At 73.5% G+C, this 16,300-nt stretch carries 15 protein-coding genes and 1 tRNA gene; 13 read left to right on the top strand and 3 right to left on the bottom strand.

Annotated features, from left to right (window positions below):
* The 9 genes from AB4Z02_RS12440 to AB4Z02_RS12480 form a co-directional block, all read left to right on the top strand.
* Positions 1–629: NADH-quinone oxidoreductase subunit J family protein (locus AB4Z02_RS12440; RefSeq protein ID WP_441971284.1), on the top strand; the 629-nt coding region annotated here is incomplete at its 5' end.
* The gene (gene nuoK / locus AB4Z02_RS12445; protein WP_056882181.1) at positions 626–925 is read left to right on the top strand and encodes an NADH-quinone oxidoreductase subunit NuoK; all 300 of its coding nucleotides are present in this window, start codon (positions 626–628) and stop codon (positions 923–925) included. The genes AB4Z02_RS12440 and nuoK, both read left to right, overlap by 4 nt.
* The gene (locus tag AB4Z02_RS12450; RefSeq protein WP_441971286.1) at positions 922–2,826 is read left to right on the top strand and encodes an NADH-quinone oxidoreductase subunit 5 family protein; all 1,905 of its coding nucleotides are present in this window, start codon (positions 922–924) and stop codon (positions 2,824–2,826) included. The genes nuoK and AB4Z02_RS12450 overlap by 4 nt, the downstream gene beginning before the upstream one ends.
* The gene (locus AB4Z02_RS12455; RefSeq protein WP_441971288.1) at positions 2,820–4,295 is read left to right on the top strand and encodes a complex I subunit 4 family protein; all 1,476 of its coding nucleotides are present in this window, start codon (positions 2,820–2,822) and stop codon (positions 4,293–4,295) included. Before AB4Z02_RS12450 ends, AB4Z02_RS12455 begins: the two co-directional genes overlap by 7 nt.
* Positions 4,292–5,800, top strand: a complete 1,509-nt coding sequence (locus AB4Z02_RS12460; RefSeq protein WP_441971290.1) for a proton-conducting transporter transmembrane domain-containing protein — start codon at positions 4,292–4,294, stop codon at positions 5,798–5,800. The genes AB4Z02_RS12455 and AB4Z02_RS12460 overlap by 4 nt, the downstream gene beginning before the upstream one ends.
* Positions 5,801–5,838: 38 nt before the next feature.
* Positions 5,839–6,714 (top strand): zinc metalloprotease HtpX, encoded by an 876-nt coding sequence (gene htpX, locus AB4Z02_RS12465; RefSeq protein ID WP_056882185.1) that lies wholly within the window; start codon positions 5,839–5,841, stop codon positions 6,712–6,714.
* Positions 6,715–6,950: 236 nt separating this feature from the next.
* Entirely contained in the window at positions 6,951–7,154 is a 204-nt protein-coding gene (locus AB4Z02_RS12470; RefSeq protein ID WP_056882186.1) for a cold-shock protein, read from the top strand.
* A gap of 128 nt (positions 7,155–7,282) precedes the next feature.
* The gene (gene pepN, locus AB4Z02_RS12475; RefSeq protein WP_441971293.1) at positions 7,283–9,757 is read left to right on the top strand and encodes an aminopeptidase N; all 2,475 of its coding nucleotides are present in this window, start codon (positions 7,283–7,285) and stop codon (positions 9,755–9,757) included.
* A 151-nt stretch (positions 9,758–9,908) separates the two neighbouring features.
* On the top strand, positions 9,909–10,859 hold the full coding sequence (locus AB4Z02_RS12480; protein ID WP_082589960.1) for a serine/threonine-protein kinase: 951 nt from the start codon (positions 9,909–9,911) through the stop codon (positions 10,857–10,859).
* A gap of 74 nt (positions 10,860–10,933) precedes the next feature.
* Here the strand turns inward: AB4Z02_RS12480 and AB4Z02_RS12485 are convergent, their stop codons facing one another.
* The gene (locus tag AB4Z02_RS12485) at positions 10,934–11,434 is read right to left on the bottom strand and encodes a YajQ family cyclic di-GMP-binding protein (RefSeq protein WP_056882188.1); all 501 of its coding nucleotides are present in this window, start codon (positions 11,432–11,434) and stop codon (positions 10,934–10,936) included.
* Positions 11,435–11,523: 89 nt separating this feature from the next.
* On the opposite strand from AB4Z02_RS12485, the gene AB4Z02_RS12490 reads away from it, so the two are divergent.
* Positions 11,524–11,604, top strand: a tRNA-Tyr gene (locus AB4Z02_RS12490).
* A 176-nt stretch (positions 11,605–11,780) separates the two neighbouring features.
* Positions 11,781–12,845 (top strand): NAD(P)H-binding protein, encoded by a 1,065-nt coding sequence (locus AB4Z02_RS12495; RefSeq protein ID WP_441971296.1) that lies wholly within the window; start codon positions 11,781–11,783, stop codon positions 12,843–12,845.
* Positions 12,846–12,909: 64 nt separating this feature from the next.
* Here AB4Z02_RS12495 and AB4Z02_RS12500 read toward each other — a convergent pair whose 3' ends face one another.
* Positions 12,910–13,374, bottom strand: a complete 465-nt coding sequence (locus AB4Z02_RS12500; RefSeq protein WP_056882190.1) for an SRPBCC family protein — start codon at positions 13,372–13,374, stop codon at positions 12,910–12,912.
* A 96-nt stretch (positions 13,375–13,470) separates the two neighbouring features.
* Here AB4Z02_RS12500 and AB4Z02_RS12505 point away from each other — a divergent pair, with 96 nt between their 5' ends.
* Together AB4Z02_RS12505 and AB4Z02_RS12510 are read left to right on the top strand one after the other, a co-directional pair.
* On the top strand, positions 13,471–14,718 hold the full coding sequence (locus tag AB4Z02_RS12505) for an FAD-binding protein (RefSeq protein ID WP_441971297.1): 1,248 nt from the start codon (positions 13,471–13,473) through the stop codon (positions 14,716–14,718).
* Positions 14,719–14,786: 68 nt separating this feature from the next.
* A complete protein-coding gene (locus AB4Z02_RS12510; RefSeq protein WP_056882192.1) occupies positions 14,787–15,428 on the top strand; it encodes a TetR/AcrR family transcriptional regulator in 642 nt (213 codons plus the stop codon).
* Here the strand turns inward: AB4Z02_RS12510 and AB4Z02_RS12515 are convergent.
* A complete protein-coding gene (locus AB4Z02_RS12515; RefSeq protein ID WP_441971299.1) occupies positions 15,416–16,300 on the bottom strand; it encodes a 3-hydroxyacyl-CoA dehydrogenase family protein in 885 nt (294 codons plus the stop codon). The genes AB4Z02_RS12510 and AB4Z02_RS12515 overlap by 13 nt on opposite strands.

Below are 16,300 nucleotides of genomic sequence, written 5' to 3' on the forward strand. Positions count from 1 at the left end.
GCGCGGACCCCCACGGCCCGCCCGGCGCGGCCCACCCGCGTGACCCCGGCCCCGGAGGGCGAGGCGTGACCGGGCTCGACCTCGCCTTCGCGGCGGTGGGCTTCGTCGCCGCGGCCAGCGGGCTCCTCGCGGTGACGACGCGCCACGTCGTCCACGCCGCCCTGTGGCTGGTGGTCTGCCTGGGGTCGGTGGCCGGGTGCTACCTCGTGCTCGGCGCCGAGCTCGTCGCGCTGGTGCAGGTCCTCGTCTACGTCGGGGCCGTGGTGGTGCTGGTCCTCTTCGCGCTCATGCTCACCCGGGCCCCGATCGGTCCCCGGGCGGAGATCTCCACGAGCCGCCTGCACCGCGCGCTCGCGGCCGTCCTCGGTGCCGGGGTGACCGTCCTGCTCGCGAGCGTCCTCCTGCCGCTGGCGCACCCGGTGGACCGGCACGAGACCGACACCACGGTGCTCTCGCGCGAGCTGTTCGGCACGTGGGTGTGGCCGTTCGAGGTGCTCTCGCTCCTGCTGCTCGCGGCGCTCGTGGCCGCCCTGGCGGTGTCGAGGGTGGGCGCCCGGTCGGGCGACGTGCGCGACTTGGCGGCCCGAGCCGAGGCGGAGCTGCGGACAGCCCGGGGGGACGCGTCGTGATCCACCTCGCCGGCCCCTACCTGCTCGCGGCCGTCCTCGCCGGACTGGGCACCTACGGCGTGCTCGCCCGACGCAACGCCGTGCTCGTCCTCATCGGGGTCGAGCTGGTCCTCAACGCCGCCACCCTGTTGCTCGTCGCGGTCGGGGCGTCGGCGGGGGACCGCTGGGCCGCGGGCAACGTGCTGACCCTCTTCGTCATCACCATCGCCGCCGCGGAGGTGTGCGTGGCCCTGGCCGTCGTGCTGGCCGTCTTCCGGTTGCGCGGCGACGTCGACCTCAGCGAGCCCCGGTCGTGAGCGCCACCGCCGCGAGGCTGGTCGTCCTCCTGCCCGCCCTGGCCGCAGTGCTCGGACTGTTCCTCGCCCGCCCCCGCGTCGACGCCGGCCGGGTCGTGCCCGCTCGGGGGCTGGCGGTGGGTGCCTCCGCCCTGACGGTCCTCGTCGCGCTGGTGCAGCTGGTAGGCGTCCACAGCGGTTCGGCCTCGACCGCGGTGGGCACCCTGCCCGCGCTGGACGCCGGTGAGCTGCGCATCCCGCTGCAGCTGCAGACGACGACCGCCACCGCCCTCATCGCCATCGTCGTGGCGGTCGTCGGGTGGGCGGTACAGGCCTTCGCCGGGTGGTACCTGCGCGACGACGACCGCTACGGCACCTTCGCAGCCACCGTCTCCCTGTTCACCGCAGGCATGCTCCTCGTCGTCCAGTCCGCCGACCTCGTCCTGACGCTGGTCGGCTGGGAGGTGATGGGCTGGTGCTCGTTCCTGCTCATCGGCCACTGGAGCCGCAAGGAGTCCGCCCGTCGTGCCGCGGTCAAGGCGTTCCTCGTCACCCGGCTCGCCGACGTCGGCTTCGTCCTCGGTGTGGTGGTCCTGGCCGTGGGGGCCGGCTCCACGGCATACCGGCAGGTGCTGTCGACGTGGGCGGCCCGTGACGGGGCCGGCTGTGCCGACACCGCGGTCGCGGCCTGCGCCGCGGCACCCAGCGGCGCGCTGCGCACGACGGCCATGGTGCTGCTCGTCATCGGCGTCCTCGGCAAGTCCGGCATGGTGCCCTTCCACGACTGGCTGCCCGACGCGATGGAGGGCCCGACCCCCGCCTCGGCACTCATCCACGCGGCGACCATGGTCGCGGCCGGCACCTTCGTGCTGGCCCAGCTCTTCGACGTCCTCGCCGCGGCCGACGGCGCCCGCTGGCTGCTCGCGGTGAGCACCGCCGTGACGATGGTGTACGCCGCGGTGCTGGCCTTCGGGCAGGGCGACCTGAAGCGGCTGCTCGCCTACTCCACCCTCAGCCAGGTCGCGCTGATGCTCTCGGCGATCGCGGTCGCCCCGGCGCAGGAGGGGCCGGGCGCGGGCGTGCTGCACCTCTACTCGCACGCGTTCTTCAAGGCGTTGCTGTTCCTCGCGATCGGGTGGCTCAGCGTCACCGTCGGCGGCACCGCGGCGGCGACCATGCGCGGCGGCCTGCGCGGACACCTGCTCGTGCGTCCCGCGATGTTCGTCGGCCTGCTGTCGCTCGCCGGGGTGCCCCCGCTCGTCGGCTTCGTCTCCAAGGAGCACGTCCTCGCGGCGGCGGAGGCCGGCGCCTCGCAGGGAGTCGCCCGGGCGTGGCTGGTGCTGGTGGCAGGGCTCGTCACCGTGGTCCTCACCGCCGCCTACTGCATGCGCGCCTGGCTCGTCCTCGACGACGTCACGGCCTTCCACGCCGAGCGCCACGAGGGCGACACCGCGACCCCGGCCGTGCGGTCGGCGGTGGCGGTCCTCGCGGTCCTCACCGTCGTGGGGGGAGTCGTGGTGCTGACCCCCCTCGTCGACCTCGGCGGCCACATCGGCTGGCTCCTGGCGGTCGTCAGCGTGCTGCTGGTCGTCGGCACCGGGCTGCTCGTCCGCCGCCACGCCCGAGGGGCCGACCCGGCCGTGCGGCTCGTCGGCCCGCGGGTGCGCCGGTTCGACGAGGGCTTCGGCGTGGACCGTCTCTACGTCGCGCTGGTCGCGACTCCCGTGCTCGCCCTGGCCCGGCTCGTCGTCTTCCTCGACCGCGAGGTCGTCGACGCCTACGTCCGCGGTGCCGCGGTCGGCGCCGCCATGGCGGGGCGCGGTGGCGACCGGGCGCACCGGGCCGAGCGCGCTGCCACCGGCCTCGCCTGGGTCGTCGCCGGCGCGGTGGCCGTGGCGCTCGCGGGGGTGGCGCTGTGGTGACGCTCGTCGCGCTGCTGGTGCCGGCCGCCGTGGCCACCTGGCTGCTCACGGCCGGTCGCGGCCTCAGCCACCGTGCGGTCAACCTCCTGTCAGCCGCCGCGGCCGTCCTCAGCCTCGCAGCGGTGGTGCTGGCGGTGGTGCTGCGCCCCGAGGTCGACCGGGCGTGGGTGCCCTCGCTCGGCCTGCGGTGGCACCTGGCAGTCGACGGCATCAGCGCACCGCTGCTGCTGCTCACCGCCGTCCTCGGCGTCGTCGTGGTGCTGCACACGCGCGACCGCCCCCCGGTCGGCGGCACCAGCGCCGCCTTCCACGCCTGCCTCCTGCTCGTCGAGCTCGGGGCGCTGGCCACGTTCCTCGCCCGCGACGCGCTGCTCTTCTTCGTCTCGTTCGAGGTCGTCCTGGTGCCGATGTGGGTGCTCATCACGCGCTTCGGCGACGCCCACCGTCCAGCCGTCCGCGCCGACGCCGGGGGCCGCTTCGTCCTCTACACCGCGTTCGGCTCGACCCTGATGCTCGTGGGGATCCTCGCGCTCGTCGCGGCGGCCGGCACCTCCGACCTGACTGCGATGGCCGAGGCCGGCGGCCGCGGCATCCCGGCGTCCACCCAGCTGGTGGTGGCTGCCCTGCTCGTGGCCGGCCTCGCGGTCAAGGTGCCGGTCTTCCCCCTGCACACATGGCTTCCGCCCGCCCACACGACCGCCCCGACAGCCGGGTCGGTGCTCCTCGCCGCCGTGCTGCTCAAGATGGGCACCTACGGCCTGGTCCGGCTGCCGCTGGCCACCGTGCCGGACGGGTTCGCCCGCGTCGCGCCCGTGCTCGGCGTGCTCGGCGCCGTCGGCATCGTCTGGGGAGGGCTCGCCTGCCTCGTCGAGCGCGACCTCAAGCGGCTCGTCGCCTACTCCTCGGTCGCCCACATGGGCTTCGTCGCCATCGGCCTCGCCAGCGGCACCCGCACCGGCCTGCAGGCGGCCCTGTTCGCCAACGTCGCCCACGGCGTCATCTCGGCCCTGCTCTTCGTCGTCGTCGGCGGCCTCAAGGAGCGTTGGGGTGGCGCCGACCTCGAGACGGCCCGGGCAGCGCTGCGCGAGGTCGCGCCGCGGCTGGGGTTCGCGCTCGTCGTTGGCTTCGCCGCCTCCCTCGGGCTGCCGGGCCTCGCCGGCTTCTGGGGTGAGTTCCTCAGCGTGTACTCCGCGTGGTCGCCGGCGCCCGACCGCCCCCTGGCGTTGTTCCGCACCCTCGCGGTGGTCGCAGCGCTCGGGACGGTGCTCGCCGCTGCGTACGCCCTGCGGGTGCTGCGGACCATCTGGGCGGGGGAGCGCCGCACCCCGGCGATCCAGGACAGCCGCGACACCGAGTGGGACGTCGTGGTGGTCCTGCTCGTCGCCGTCGTGGCGCTCGGCGTGGTGCCCGGCCCGCTGCTGGCGCTGACCCACGACACGGTCTCCCTGCTCGTCGGGGCAGCCCGGTGAGCGCCGTGGCGACCCTCGACTGGGTGGCTCTGGGACCGGTGCTCGCGCCCGCACTCGGGGCCGTGGTGGTCCTCGTCGTGGACGCCGCAGCGCCTCGTCTCGTGCGGGTTCACCACGCCCTTGGCCTCGCCGCCCTGGTCGTCGGGCTCGCTGTCGCACTTCCCGGGGCGGTGTCGTCGACCGGTGCGCCGGTGCGGACGTTGTGCCTGTCCGGTCGTGCCGCCGCGTGCCTCTACGAGGTGGGACCGGTCGCGGCCGCCCTGCAGCTCGGGGCGCTGGCCTCCGCGCTCGTCGTCCTCCTGCTGCTCTGGCCCGACCGGCGGGCGTCGCTGCGCGGGGGGCCCGCGGTCCTCGTCGCCCTCGTCCTCGCCGCCACCGCCGGTGCCTCCGGCGTCGCTGCTGCGCACGACCTCGGGTCCTGGCTGGTGTGCCTCGAGCTCGCGACCCTCCCGGTCATCGCCCTGGTGGCCCTGCGCGGCACGGCCGAGGCGGGGCGCGGCGCGCTGGCGCTGCTGACGACGTCGCTGGTCTCGTTCGCCCTCGTCGTCCTCGGCGCGGCCCTCTGGCTGCTGGCCACGGGCCAGGCGGTGTTCGCCCCCGAGGCGGTGTCCGCCGCCCTCGACGACCCCGAGCGCCGGGCCGTGCTGCTGCTCGGGGTCCTCCTGCTGCTGGCCGGCGTCGGCTTCAAGCTGTCCCTGGTGCCCTTCCACGTGTGGACGCCCCAGGCGTATGCAGGGGGCAGTGAGGCCGTCGCGGCGTTCCTCGCCGCCACCTCCAAGATCGCGGCGCTCGCGGCCCTCGTCGTCGTCCTGCAGCCGCTCGTGCTCGCCGGCGCCCCCGTCCTCGTGGCCGTGGGGGTCGTGGCCGCCGTGACGATGACGGTCGGCAACCTGCTCGCCCTCGCCCAGGACGACCCGGTGCGGCTGCTGGCCTGGTCGACCGTGGCCCAGGCGGGGTGGGTCGTGCTCCCGCTGTCCGCGGCCTCGCCCGGCTCCACCGCGGCCTCGGGCGCCTACCTGCTCGCCTACGTCGTGGCCACCCTCGTCGCCTTCGTCGTGGTCCACGTCCTTGCCGTCGGGGGTGCGCCGCGCACGCTCGCGGCGTCCACCGGGCTGCTGCGCTCGCGGCCGCTGCTGGGTGGTGCGCTCGGCCTGGCCCTGCTGTCGCTGGCGGGGCTGCCGCCCGGCGTCCTGGGCCTGGTGGCCAAGGTGCTCGCCCTGCGCCCGGTCGTGGCGGAGGGACAGTGGCTGCTGGCACTGGTCGCCGTCGCCAACGCGGTGGTCGGCATCGCCGTCTACCTGCGCTGGTTCGCGGTGCTGCTGCGCGACCCGGTGGCCCAGGAGGGCGTCGAGGCCGCTCAGCCGCAGGCAGGGGGGGAGGCTCCGGGCGCTGGCCTGCTGGGCGGCCGGGTGGCGCGCCCGGTCCTCGTCGCGCTGGTGCTCAGCGGAGGTCTGCTCGTGGCGACCAGCGTGCTGCCCCAGCTGCTGCTCGGGCTGCTGGAGTAGGTGGGAACGCCGCGCCTCGAGCCGGCGTTGACCCAGGCATGCACAACCACTTCAACGGGCTCAAGACCGCTGCGCTCTTCGGCGCGATCTTCGCCCTGCTCCTGGCCATGGGGTCGGTCATCAGCGGCGGCCGCTACATCTGGCTGTTCGGGCTGCTCGGCGTCGGCATGACGGCGTACGGCTACTGGAACTCCGACAAGCTGGCCATCAGGGCCATGCACGCCTACCCCGTGAGCGAGGCGCAGGCGCCGGCGATGTACCGCATCGTCCGCGAGCTCTCGACCGGCGCCGGCAAGCCGATGCCCAAGCTCTACATCAGCCCCACCGCGGCGCCCAACGCGTTCGCGACCGGCCGCAACCCCGAGCACGCCGCCGTCTGCTGCACCGAGGGCATCCTCGGGCTGCTCGACGAGCGGGAGCTGCGCGGCGTCCTCGGCCACGAGCTCATGCACGTCTACAACCGCGACATCCTCACCGGCTCGGTCGCGGCTGCGATCGCCGGCGTCATCACCTCGGTCGCGCAGATGCTGATGTTCGCCGGGATGTTCGGCGGCGGGGGCAACGACGAGGACCGGCCCAACCCGCTGGCCATGCTCGCCATGGCGCTGCTCGCGCCGTTCGCCGCGATGATGATCCAGATGGCCATCAGCCGCACCCGTGAGTACGACGCGGACGAGGACGGCGCCCGCCTCACCGGCGACCCGCTCGCGCTCGCCTCGGCGCTGCGCAAGCTCGAGGTCGGCGTCCAGCGCGCACCGCTGCAGCCCACCCCGGCCATCCAGAACTCCAGCCACATGATGATCGCCAACCCGTTCCGGCCGCAGGACGTGTCGCGGTTCTTCTCGACGCACCCGCCGATGACCGAGCGCATCGCCCGCCTCGAGCAGCAGGCCTACGGCTTCCGCCAGCGCTGACCCGTGGCCGTCGGGCGCACCCCGGTGGGTGCGTCCGACAGGCCGCTGGGGAGCGATGTCGGCAAACGGTCCGGGACACGGTATGGTTGTCGCAGTTGCAGTTGCAGTTCCTCGTCTGAGTGGGCCCGCCAGTGTGCGGGCCTTTTTTCTTCAGCGGCTTGTTCCGTGTCGTGGTGGTGTGCGCAGCTGGTGGGTCGCGACCGCGCCCACCTCGGCCAACAGGAACGAGAAATCCCATGGCACAGGGAACAGTCAAGTGGTTCAACGCTGAGAAGGGCTTCGGCTTCGTGGAGCAGGACGGCGGCGGCCCCGACGTCTTCGTGCACTACAGCGCGATCGACTCCTCCGGCTACCGCTCGCTCGACGAGGCGCAGCGCGTGGAGTTCGACATCACGCAGGGCCCCAAGGGCCCGCAGGCCGAGAAGGTCCGCGTCATCTGATCCACCGCAACCGGTGATCTGCACCGAAGCCCCCGACCAGCACTGGTCGGGGGCTTCGGTCCGTCCGGGGCCGCTCGAGAGGTCCGGGCCGGCGCGCGTCCCACGGCCGGGCTGGTTAGATCGCACCCATGCCGTCGCTCACCAGGTCCGAGGCCCGCACCCGTTCAGCCCTGCTGGGGGTGACGCGGATGGAGGTCGACCTCGACCTCGACCAGGGGGAGGAGCACTTCACCTCCCGGACCCGCATCGCCTTCTCCTGCGCCGAGCCGGGCGCCTCGACCTGGGTCGACGTCAAGCCGGTCGAGCTCCGGTCCCTGGTCCTCAACGGCACCGCCGTGGACGTGTCGGGCCTCGCCGACGGCCGCGTGCAGCTCGACGGCCTCGCTGCCGACAACGTCCTGGAGGCGGAGGCGGTCATGGCCTACAGCCGTGACGGCCAGGGCCTGCACCGCGCCGTCGACCCCGCCGACGGTGAGCACTACGTGTACGGCCACCTCTTCCTCGACGCGGGTCCGCGCGTCTTCGCGTGCTTCGACCAGCCCGACCTCAAGGCGCCGTACGCCGTCAGGGTCACCGCGCCGGAGGCGTGGACCGTCCTCGGCAACGGGGCCGCAACCCGCACCGCGCCCGGTCGCTGGGAGCTGGCCGAGACCAGGCCGCTGGCCACCTACTTCGTCACCGTCTGCGCCGGGCCCTACGCCTCCGTGCGCAGCGAGCACGACGGCATACCGCTCGGCATCCACGCCCGAGCCTCGCTCAAGGAGGCGCTCGAGCGCGAGGCGCCGCAGATGCTCGAGGTGACCCGCGCGAGCTTCGACTACTACCACTCGCTGTTCGGCATCCGGTACCCGTTCGGGGAGTACCACCAGGTCTTCGTGCCCGAGTTCAACGCCGGCGCCATGGAGAACCCCGGCTGCGTCACCTTCCGCGACGTCTACGTGTTCCGCGGCCGGGCGACCCGCGACGAGGTGCTGACGCGGTCCAACACCATCGCGCACGAGATGGCGCACATGTGGTTCGGCGACATCGTCACCATGCAGTGGTGGGACGACCTGTGGCTCAACGAGTCCTTCGCCGAGTACATGTCGCACCGGACCGTGGCCGCGTCGACCGAGTTCGGCACCGAGGCGTGGGTGGACTCCACCATGGCCCGCAAGGCGTGGGGGTATGCCGCGGAGCGCACCCCCTCGACCCACCCGGTGGCCGGGTCGGAGGCGCTGGACGCCGAGGCCGCGCTGCAGGACTTCGACGGCATCTCCTACGCCAAGGGCGCGGCCACGCTGCGCCAGCTCATCGCCCACATCGGCGACGACGCGTTCATCGCCGGTGTCTCGGACTACCTGCGCGAGCACGCCTACGGCAACGGCACGCTCGCCGACTTCATGGGTTTCATGGAGAAGGCGAGCGGCACCGACCTCGGCGCCTGGACGCGCGCGTGGCTGCTGACCGCCGGGGTCGACGTCATCACCCTCGACACGGCGTCCGGCACCGTGCACCGCACCGTGCCCGAGGCCTTCCCGGCCGACCGTCCGCACACCTTCGACGTCGCCGGGTTCAGCGGGGGCGCCGAGACGTTCCGGGTGCCGGTCACGACCGTCGGCGACTCCACCGTCGTGCCCGAGCTGGCTGCCGCGCCGGACGCCGACCTCGTGGTGCCCAACGCCGGTGACCTGACGTGGGCGACGGTCACCCTCGACGAGAAGTCCATCGCGGCCGTGCCGGAGCAGCTGGCCCTGGTGCCCGACCCGCAGGCCCGCGCCGTGGTGTGGGTGTCGCTGATCGACGGCGTCTGCCTCGGCACCGTGGACCCGCGCGTGATGGTCCGCACCTTCGGGCAGGCCTGGCCCCACGAGGACAACGACTCGGTGCTCAACCGCACCGTCATGAGCCTGCTCGGGCGCGTCATCCCCACCTTCCTTCCGCACGCGGAGCAGGACGACGCGGAGCAGGTCGTCGCCCGGGCGGCTGCCGCGGTGCTGGCCCGGGCCGTGCCCGGGTCGACGCGCGCCGTCGTCGCCGCGCGGACGGTCGCGCGCACCAGCGCCGACGAGGCGCTCCTGCGCGACTGGGCCGCCGGCAAGGACCGCCCGCAGGGACTCGAGGACGACTCCGACTTCGGCTGGATCGTCGTGCGGAACCTGGCCGCCCGCGGGCTCGCCGGCCGCGACCTCGTCGAGCGCACCCGCGAGCAGGACGACACCCTCCAGGGCCGGCTCAGCGCGCTCATGGCCGGGGCCTCGATGCCGTCGGCGGACGCCAAGGCCTGGGCCTGGGGCGAGCTCACCACCAACCGCGAGCGGTCCAACTACGAGCTCAACGCCCTCGCGCAGGGGTTCTGGGCCTCGGGTGAGCCGGACGTGCTGCGCCCGTACGCCGCCCGCTACTTCACCGACGTGCCGGCGATGTCCGCGTGGGTGGGCGACGACGCCCTGGCCCGGGTGGCCACGCTGGCCTACCCGTCCAAGGTCGTCGAGGAGGAGACGGCGGCGCTGAGCCGGGCGGCCCTCGGCCGCGACGACCTCACGGCCGCCGTGCGCCGCTCCATCGTCGACGCCCAGTCGCAGCTCGAGGAGGCCCTGCGCTCGCGGGCGACGTTCGGCTGACCGGCTGCGTCGTCGCAGGTCAGGTGGGGTGAGCGGTCTGCTCGTCCGCGCGCTTTGTCCGGAGTGGGCGTACGATGCAGTCGCGAGGTTCTTGAGATGTCAATCGACGCCCACCTCGGTCGACGGAAGGCCTCCACGTGGAGCTCGCGGCATGAACAGGTTGACTGAGGGGTTCGTCCTCGGCGACCGCTACGTGCTCGGCGCACGGATCGCGTCCGGTGGCATGGCCGACGTCTGGGCCGGCACCGACCAGGTCCTCCAGCGCTCCGTCGCCGTCAAGGTGATGCGACCCGACACCGGCCACGAGGAGCTGTTCGCCAAGCGCTTCCGCGACGAGGCCGTGCACTCGGCCGCCCTGCTGCACACCAACATCGCGACGCTGTTCGACTACGGCGAGGACGACGGCCTGGCGTTCCTCGTCATGGAGCTCGTCAAGGGTGAGCCCCTGTCGCTGCTGCTGCGCCGCCGTGGCGCCCTGCCGGCGCCGGAGGTCCGCTCGCTGCTCGGCCAGGCGGCGCTCGCTCTCGGCGTCGCCCACGAGGCCCGCGTCGTCCACCGCGACGTCAAACCCGCCAACATCCTCGTGCGGCCCGACGGGCTGGTGAAGCTCACCGACTTCGGTATCGCGCGGGCGCTCGACGCCGCCGGCCACACCCGAGTGGGGGAGATGCTCGGGACGCCGCACTACATCAGCCCGGAGCAGGCGATGGGTGAGGCGGCCACGGGCGCGAGCGACCTCTACGCGCTCGGCGTGGTCGCCCACGAGATGCTGAGCGGCCAACGCCCGTTCGACCGCGGCACGCCCGTCGCGACGGCCCTCAGCCACGTCAACGAGCCCCCTCCGCCGCTGCCCGACGACGTCCCCACCGATCTCGCCGAGCTCGTCACCGACTGCCTGTCCAAGGACCCCGCCGCCCGTCCCGAGAACGCCCGCGAGGTCGCCCGCCGCGTCGGCATCGGCGAGCACGAGATGGCGGGGCTGGCCCTCGGCCTCGCGATCGCCCTCGACGGCTGGTCCGACGACTCGCCCGACACCGACTCCGACGGTTCAGTGCTGCGGTTCCCCGACCTCGGCGGTCCCACCCTCGCCATCGAGGCCTGACCCGCACCGACACACGACGACGCCGCCGCACCCGGACCGGGTACGGCGGCGTCGGTGCGTCGCGATGAGGGTGCTCAGCGGTAGTTGGTGAACTGGATCGCGAAGTCCAGGTCGTCCTTGCCCTTGAGCAGCGCCTGCACGGCCTGGAGGTCGTCGCGCGACTTGCTGGTCACGCGCAGCTCGTCGCCCTGGATCTGGCTCTTGACCGACTTGGGCCCCTCGTCGCGGATGATCTTGCCGATCTTCTTGGCGTTCTCCTGCGAGATGCCCTCCTTGAGCCCGAGCTCGAGTCGGTACTCCTTGCCGGAGAGCTGCGGCCCGCGCTCGGGGACGTCGAGGTGCTTGAGCGAGACCTTGCGCTTGACGAGCCAGGTCTGGAAGACGTCGAGGACGGCGTTGGCGCGCTCCTCGGTGTTGGCCTTGATGATGACCTTGTCCTCGCCACTGGCCTCGATGGAGGCGCCCACGTTCTTGAAGTCGTAGCGCGTGGCCACCTCGCGCGCGGCGCTGTTGAGGGCGTTGGCGACCTCCTGGTGGTCGATCTTGCTGACGATGTCGAACGAGCTGTCGGCCATGGGGGGTGTCCTTCCTGGGCGCCACGAGGTGCGGTGGGCGCCGGTTTCGGCAATCGCGGGTGTCCTTGCTATCCTTCCACGCGCACCCAGGCAGGTTGCCCGAGCGGCCAATGGGAGTGGACTGTAAATCCATCGCGAAAGCTACGAAGGTTCGAATCCTTCACCTGCCACCCGTGCCACGAAGGGCCCCCGACCACCAGGTCGGGGGCCCTTCGCCATGTCCCCCACGCGGGTGCCGGAGCGGGGGCCAACCCGTCGCTCGCGGTACGGCGCGCCGTCCTCGGTGAGCGCGGGTAGGTTCGCAGGAGCGGTGCCGCCGGTCCCGCCGGTGCCGGTCGAGTCGGAGGTGTCTGTGCGCGTCGTCGTCACCGGAGCGGGCGGCTACGTCGGCAGCCGGCTCGTCCCGGCCCTGCTCGCCGCCGGCCACGACGTCACCGCCACCTTCACCGACCCCGCGTCCGCAGCCCGGTTCTGGTGGGCCGACCGGGTACGGGTCGTGGGGATGGACGTCCTCGACCGGGCCTCGGTCCGCGCCGCCTGCCGGGGCGCCGAGGCGCTCTACTACCTGATCCACGGCCTCGGCGGCGACGACTTCGCGACGACCGACCGGCAGGGGGCCTACAACGCCGGGCACGCCGCCGTGCGCGAGGGCGTGGGGCGCATCGCCTACCTCGGCGGCCTCGTCCCGGACCTCGACGACAGCGACCTCTCGCCGCACCTGCGCTCGCGGCTGGAGGTCGAGCAGGTGCTCACCGACTCCGGCGTCACGACCCACGCGCTGCGCGCTGCCATGGTCATCGGCAGCGGCTCCACGTCCTTCGAGATCATGCGCCAGATCAGCGAGCGCATGCCCGTGCAGACGCTGCCCACGTGGATGCGCAGCCGCGTCGAGCCGGTCGCCGTCACCGACGTGGTCACGGCCCTCGTCGGCACCCTCACCGCGCCGACGGTGAGCCGCGCCTACGACATCGGGAGCGGGGAGCCGCTGGCGTACTCGGCCCTGCTGCGTCGGTATGCGCGGCTCGCCGGCCTCACGCGCGTGCAGGTGAGCGTGCCGTTCGTGCCGACCGGGCTGGTGGCCCGGCTGGCGCCGGTGCTCACCGCGGCGCCGGCTGCGACCGTGCAGACGCTGGTCGAGAGCCTGCACCACGACATGGTGTGCCGCGAGGAGGACTTCCGGGCCGACCTGCTGCCACACGGGCACCGGCTGGTGGGCGTCGGCGAGGCGCTCGACCGGGCCCTGGCCGTGCCGGACGGCTCGGTGCCCGACCGCGAGCGCGACATCCTGGGTCCGCTGCACTCCGACGCGGCCTGGGCCGGTGGGCGGGTCTCCCGGGCCGACGGCCGGCCGGTGCACCACCGGGTCGGCGGCTGGCGCGACGTGCTGCTGGGCCCGCCCCCGGCGCGCTGACGCAGGGGTCCCACCGCCCGTGGTGGGGGAGAGCGACGGGGGACAGCCGCTGGTCGGACCGGCCTCAGTGGCGCGACTTGAGGTGCCGGTCGAGGTTGTGCGCGAACCCGGCGCCCATGGCCGCGATGACCGCCTGCATGGAGGTCTGCACCGCGGGCTTGGCGAGCCTGGGGAACGGCAGGTGGACGTTGACCTCGAGGTCGATCGACAGGCGCGTGGCGCTGCTGCTCTCCTGCAACAGGTAGGTGCCCTCCACCCCGGCCCGCTCGTCGCCCTGTGGGACGTGGGTGAACTCGATGCGCTCGACCGGGTGCAGCTCCATCTTCTCGGTGAACGACAGCCCGACGCTCTTGCCGAGGACCTCGATGGGAGCGAGCTTCCACAGCCAGGTGCCGCCCTGGTCCTCGATGGAGCGCACCATCGGGGTGAGCCGGGCGACCTGGCCGGCGTCGCGCAACACGTCCCAGACCGCCTCGCGGGCGAACGGCACCACGGCCGTGGAGCGCTTGGAAGCCGAGAAGACCGTCATGGGCTCGATTGTGGGCCATGGGTGGAGCGCGCGCGTCGCCGGCCGGTGTGCGGCCACCTCGGAAGCGGGATCCGTGCCGGAGGGGAGACTGGGCGCATGACCGAGCGCAACTGGGCGGGGAACCACGTCTACCGGGCCTCGTCGCTGGCCCGGCCCCGTACCGTCGAGGAGCTCCAGGAGCTCGTGGCCGGTGCGGCGCACGTGCGGGCGCTGGGGTCGCGGCACTCCTTCACAGGCCTGGCCGACACCGACGGGGTGCTCGTGTCGGTCGCCGACCTCGCCGCCCCGGCGGAGGGCGCGGTCGTGGTCGACCCCGAGGCGCGCACGGCCACGGTCCCGGCCGGCGCGTCGTACGGCGTCGTGGCCGCCGAGCTGGAGCGGCAGGGCTGGGCGCTCGCGGCCCTGGCGTCGCTGCCGCACATCAGCGTGGCCGGGGCGGTGGCCACGGGGACGCACGGTTCCGGCGACCGCACCCCGTCGCTGTCGGCCGCGGTCGCCGGCATGGAGATGGTGCGCGCCGACGGTGAGCTGGTCCGGTCGTCGCGGGGCGAGGAGGGCTTCGACGGCCTCGTCGTGGCCCTCGGCGCGCTCGGCGTCCTCACCCGGGTCACCCTCGACGTCGAGTCGACCTACCCCGTGCGCCAGGACGTCTACACCGGCCTGCCGTGGTCGCTGGTGGAGGACCGGTTCGACGACCTGACCGCTGTCGCCGACAGCGTCAGCCTGTTCACGCGGTTCGACGACCGCGGCGTCCTCCAGGCGTGGTGCAAGAGCCGCTCGGCCGACGCGCCGGCCGACCTGTTCGGGGCGCCGAGGTCCGCGACGACCCTGCACATGCTCGACGGTGCGCCCACCGAGTCGGTGACCGACCAGAGCGGGGTGCCCGGGCCGTGGCTCGAACGGCTCCCGCACTTCCGGATGGAGCTCACCCCCAGCCGGGGCGCCGAGCTCCAGAGCGAGTACCTCGTCCCGCGACGCCACGCACCGGCCGCCATCGAGGCCCTGCGTGGTCTCCAGCCGTCGCTGGCACCGATCATGCAGAACGCCGAGATCCGGACCGTCGCCGCAGACGCGTTGTGGCTGAGCAGCTCCTTCGAGCAGGACGTGGTCGGGTTCCACTTCACGTGGGTCCTCGACGAGGCCGCCGTGTATGCCGTGCTGCCGGTCGTCGAGGCCGCCCTCCTGCCGCTCGGGGCCCGGCCGCACTGGGGCAAGTGCTTCGTGGCGACGGCGGTCGACCTCGCGCCCCTCTACCCGCGCTGGGACGACTTCCGGCGGCTGCGGGACGAGCTCGACCCGCAGCGCGTGTTCGGCAACACCTTCCTCGACACCGTGCTGGGCTGACCCGTGCTGGGCTGACCCTCCGGGGCTGACCGTGCTGGGCCGAGGTGCCTCTGTGAGAAGGTGGCCGCGTGAGTGACGCGGAGGTCGGCGCACCCCGCCGCGGTCGTCCCGGGCACGACCAGGAGGCGGTGCTGCGCAAGGCCGTCGACCTGTTCATCGAGCAGGGCTACGACGGCACCAGCATGGGCGACCTCGCGCGCGCCCTCGGCTTCAGCAAGTCGGCCATCTACCACCACGTGCCCAGCAAGACGCACCTGTTGTCCCAGGCCCTCGACGAGGCCCTCGACGGGCTCACGGAGGTCCTCGACGAGGCGAGCCGCGAGAAGGCGGGCACGACGGCGTACGAGCGCCTGCGGCGAGCGGTGCGACGCAGCGTCGAGGTGCTCGTGGACCATCAGCCGGCGGTCACGCTGCTCCTGCGGGTGCGGGGCAACAGCGAGGTCGAGGTGGCTGCCCTGCGCCGCCGCCGTGACCTCGACGCCCGGTTCGCGGCGCTCGTGCGGGAGGCCGTCGACGAGGGGTCGCTGCGCTCCGACGTCTCCCCGGTGTTGGTGAGCCGCCTGCTCTTCGGCATGGTCAACTCGCTCGTGGAGTGGCACCGGCCGGGCGGCACCGTCGACGCCGCCCAGCTCTCGGACGCGATCACCACCATCGCGTTCGACGGGCTCGCCCTGGTGCCCGCCGACCGTGGGTCAGCTCACCAGTCGTAGAAGCCACGCCCGGTCTTGCGGCCGAGCTCGCCGGCAGCGACCTTGTCCCGCAGCACCTGCGGCGGCTCGAAGCGCGGACCGAGCTCGCGGGTGAGGTGCTCGGCGATCGCCAGCCGCACGTCGAGCCCGACGATGTCGGTCGTGCGCAGCGGACCGACGGGGTGCCGGTAGCCCAGCGTCATGGCGGTGTCGATGTCCTGCGCCGAGGCGACACCCTCCTGCACCATCCGCATGGCCTCGAGCGCGATGGCCACACCGAGGCGGCTGCTCGCGAACCCCGGGGAGTCCTGCACGGTGATCGCCGTCTTGCCCAGTGCCGTGACCCAGCCCCGGGCCTGCTCGACGAGGTCGTCGCCGGTCTGCTCGCCCACCACGACCTCCACGAGGTCGCTGGCCGGCACGGGGTTGAAGAAGTGCAGCCCGATGAACCGCTCGGGCGCCTTCAAGCCGGCAGCGATGCCGCTCACCGACAGGGAGCTCGTGTTGGTGGCGAGCACGGCTCCGGGCGCGACGCGCTCGGCCCGGCGCAGCACCTCGAGCTTGAGGTCGGTGTCCTCGGGCACCGCCTCGACGACGAGCCCGGCCCCGGCCAGGTCGTCGGCAGCGGTGGTCACGTTGAGGCGGCCGAGCGCCTCGTCCACGGTCGAGGTGAGCAGGCCGCGCTCGGCGGCGCGCCCGACGCTGGTGACGACACGGGCGCGGGCGGCTTCGGCGGCGGCTTCGTCGTTCTCGACCACCACGACGCGGGGCCCGCGGACGAGGAACGCGTGGGCGATCCCGGCGCCCATGCGGCCCCCGCCGAGGACGCCGACGACCTCGGGCAGCTCGGCGGGTGCGGAGTCGGTGACGTCGGTCTGGTCGTGCGCGGTCAT

Source organism: Pedococcus sp. 2YAF34 (genome assembly GCF_052114585.1).
In the GTDB taxonomy this organism is placed as follows: domain Bacteria; phylum Actinomycetota; class Actinomycetes; order Actinomycetales; family Dermatophilaceae; genus Pedococcus.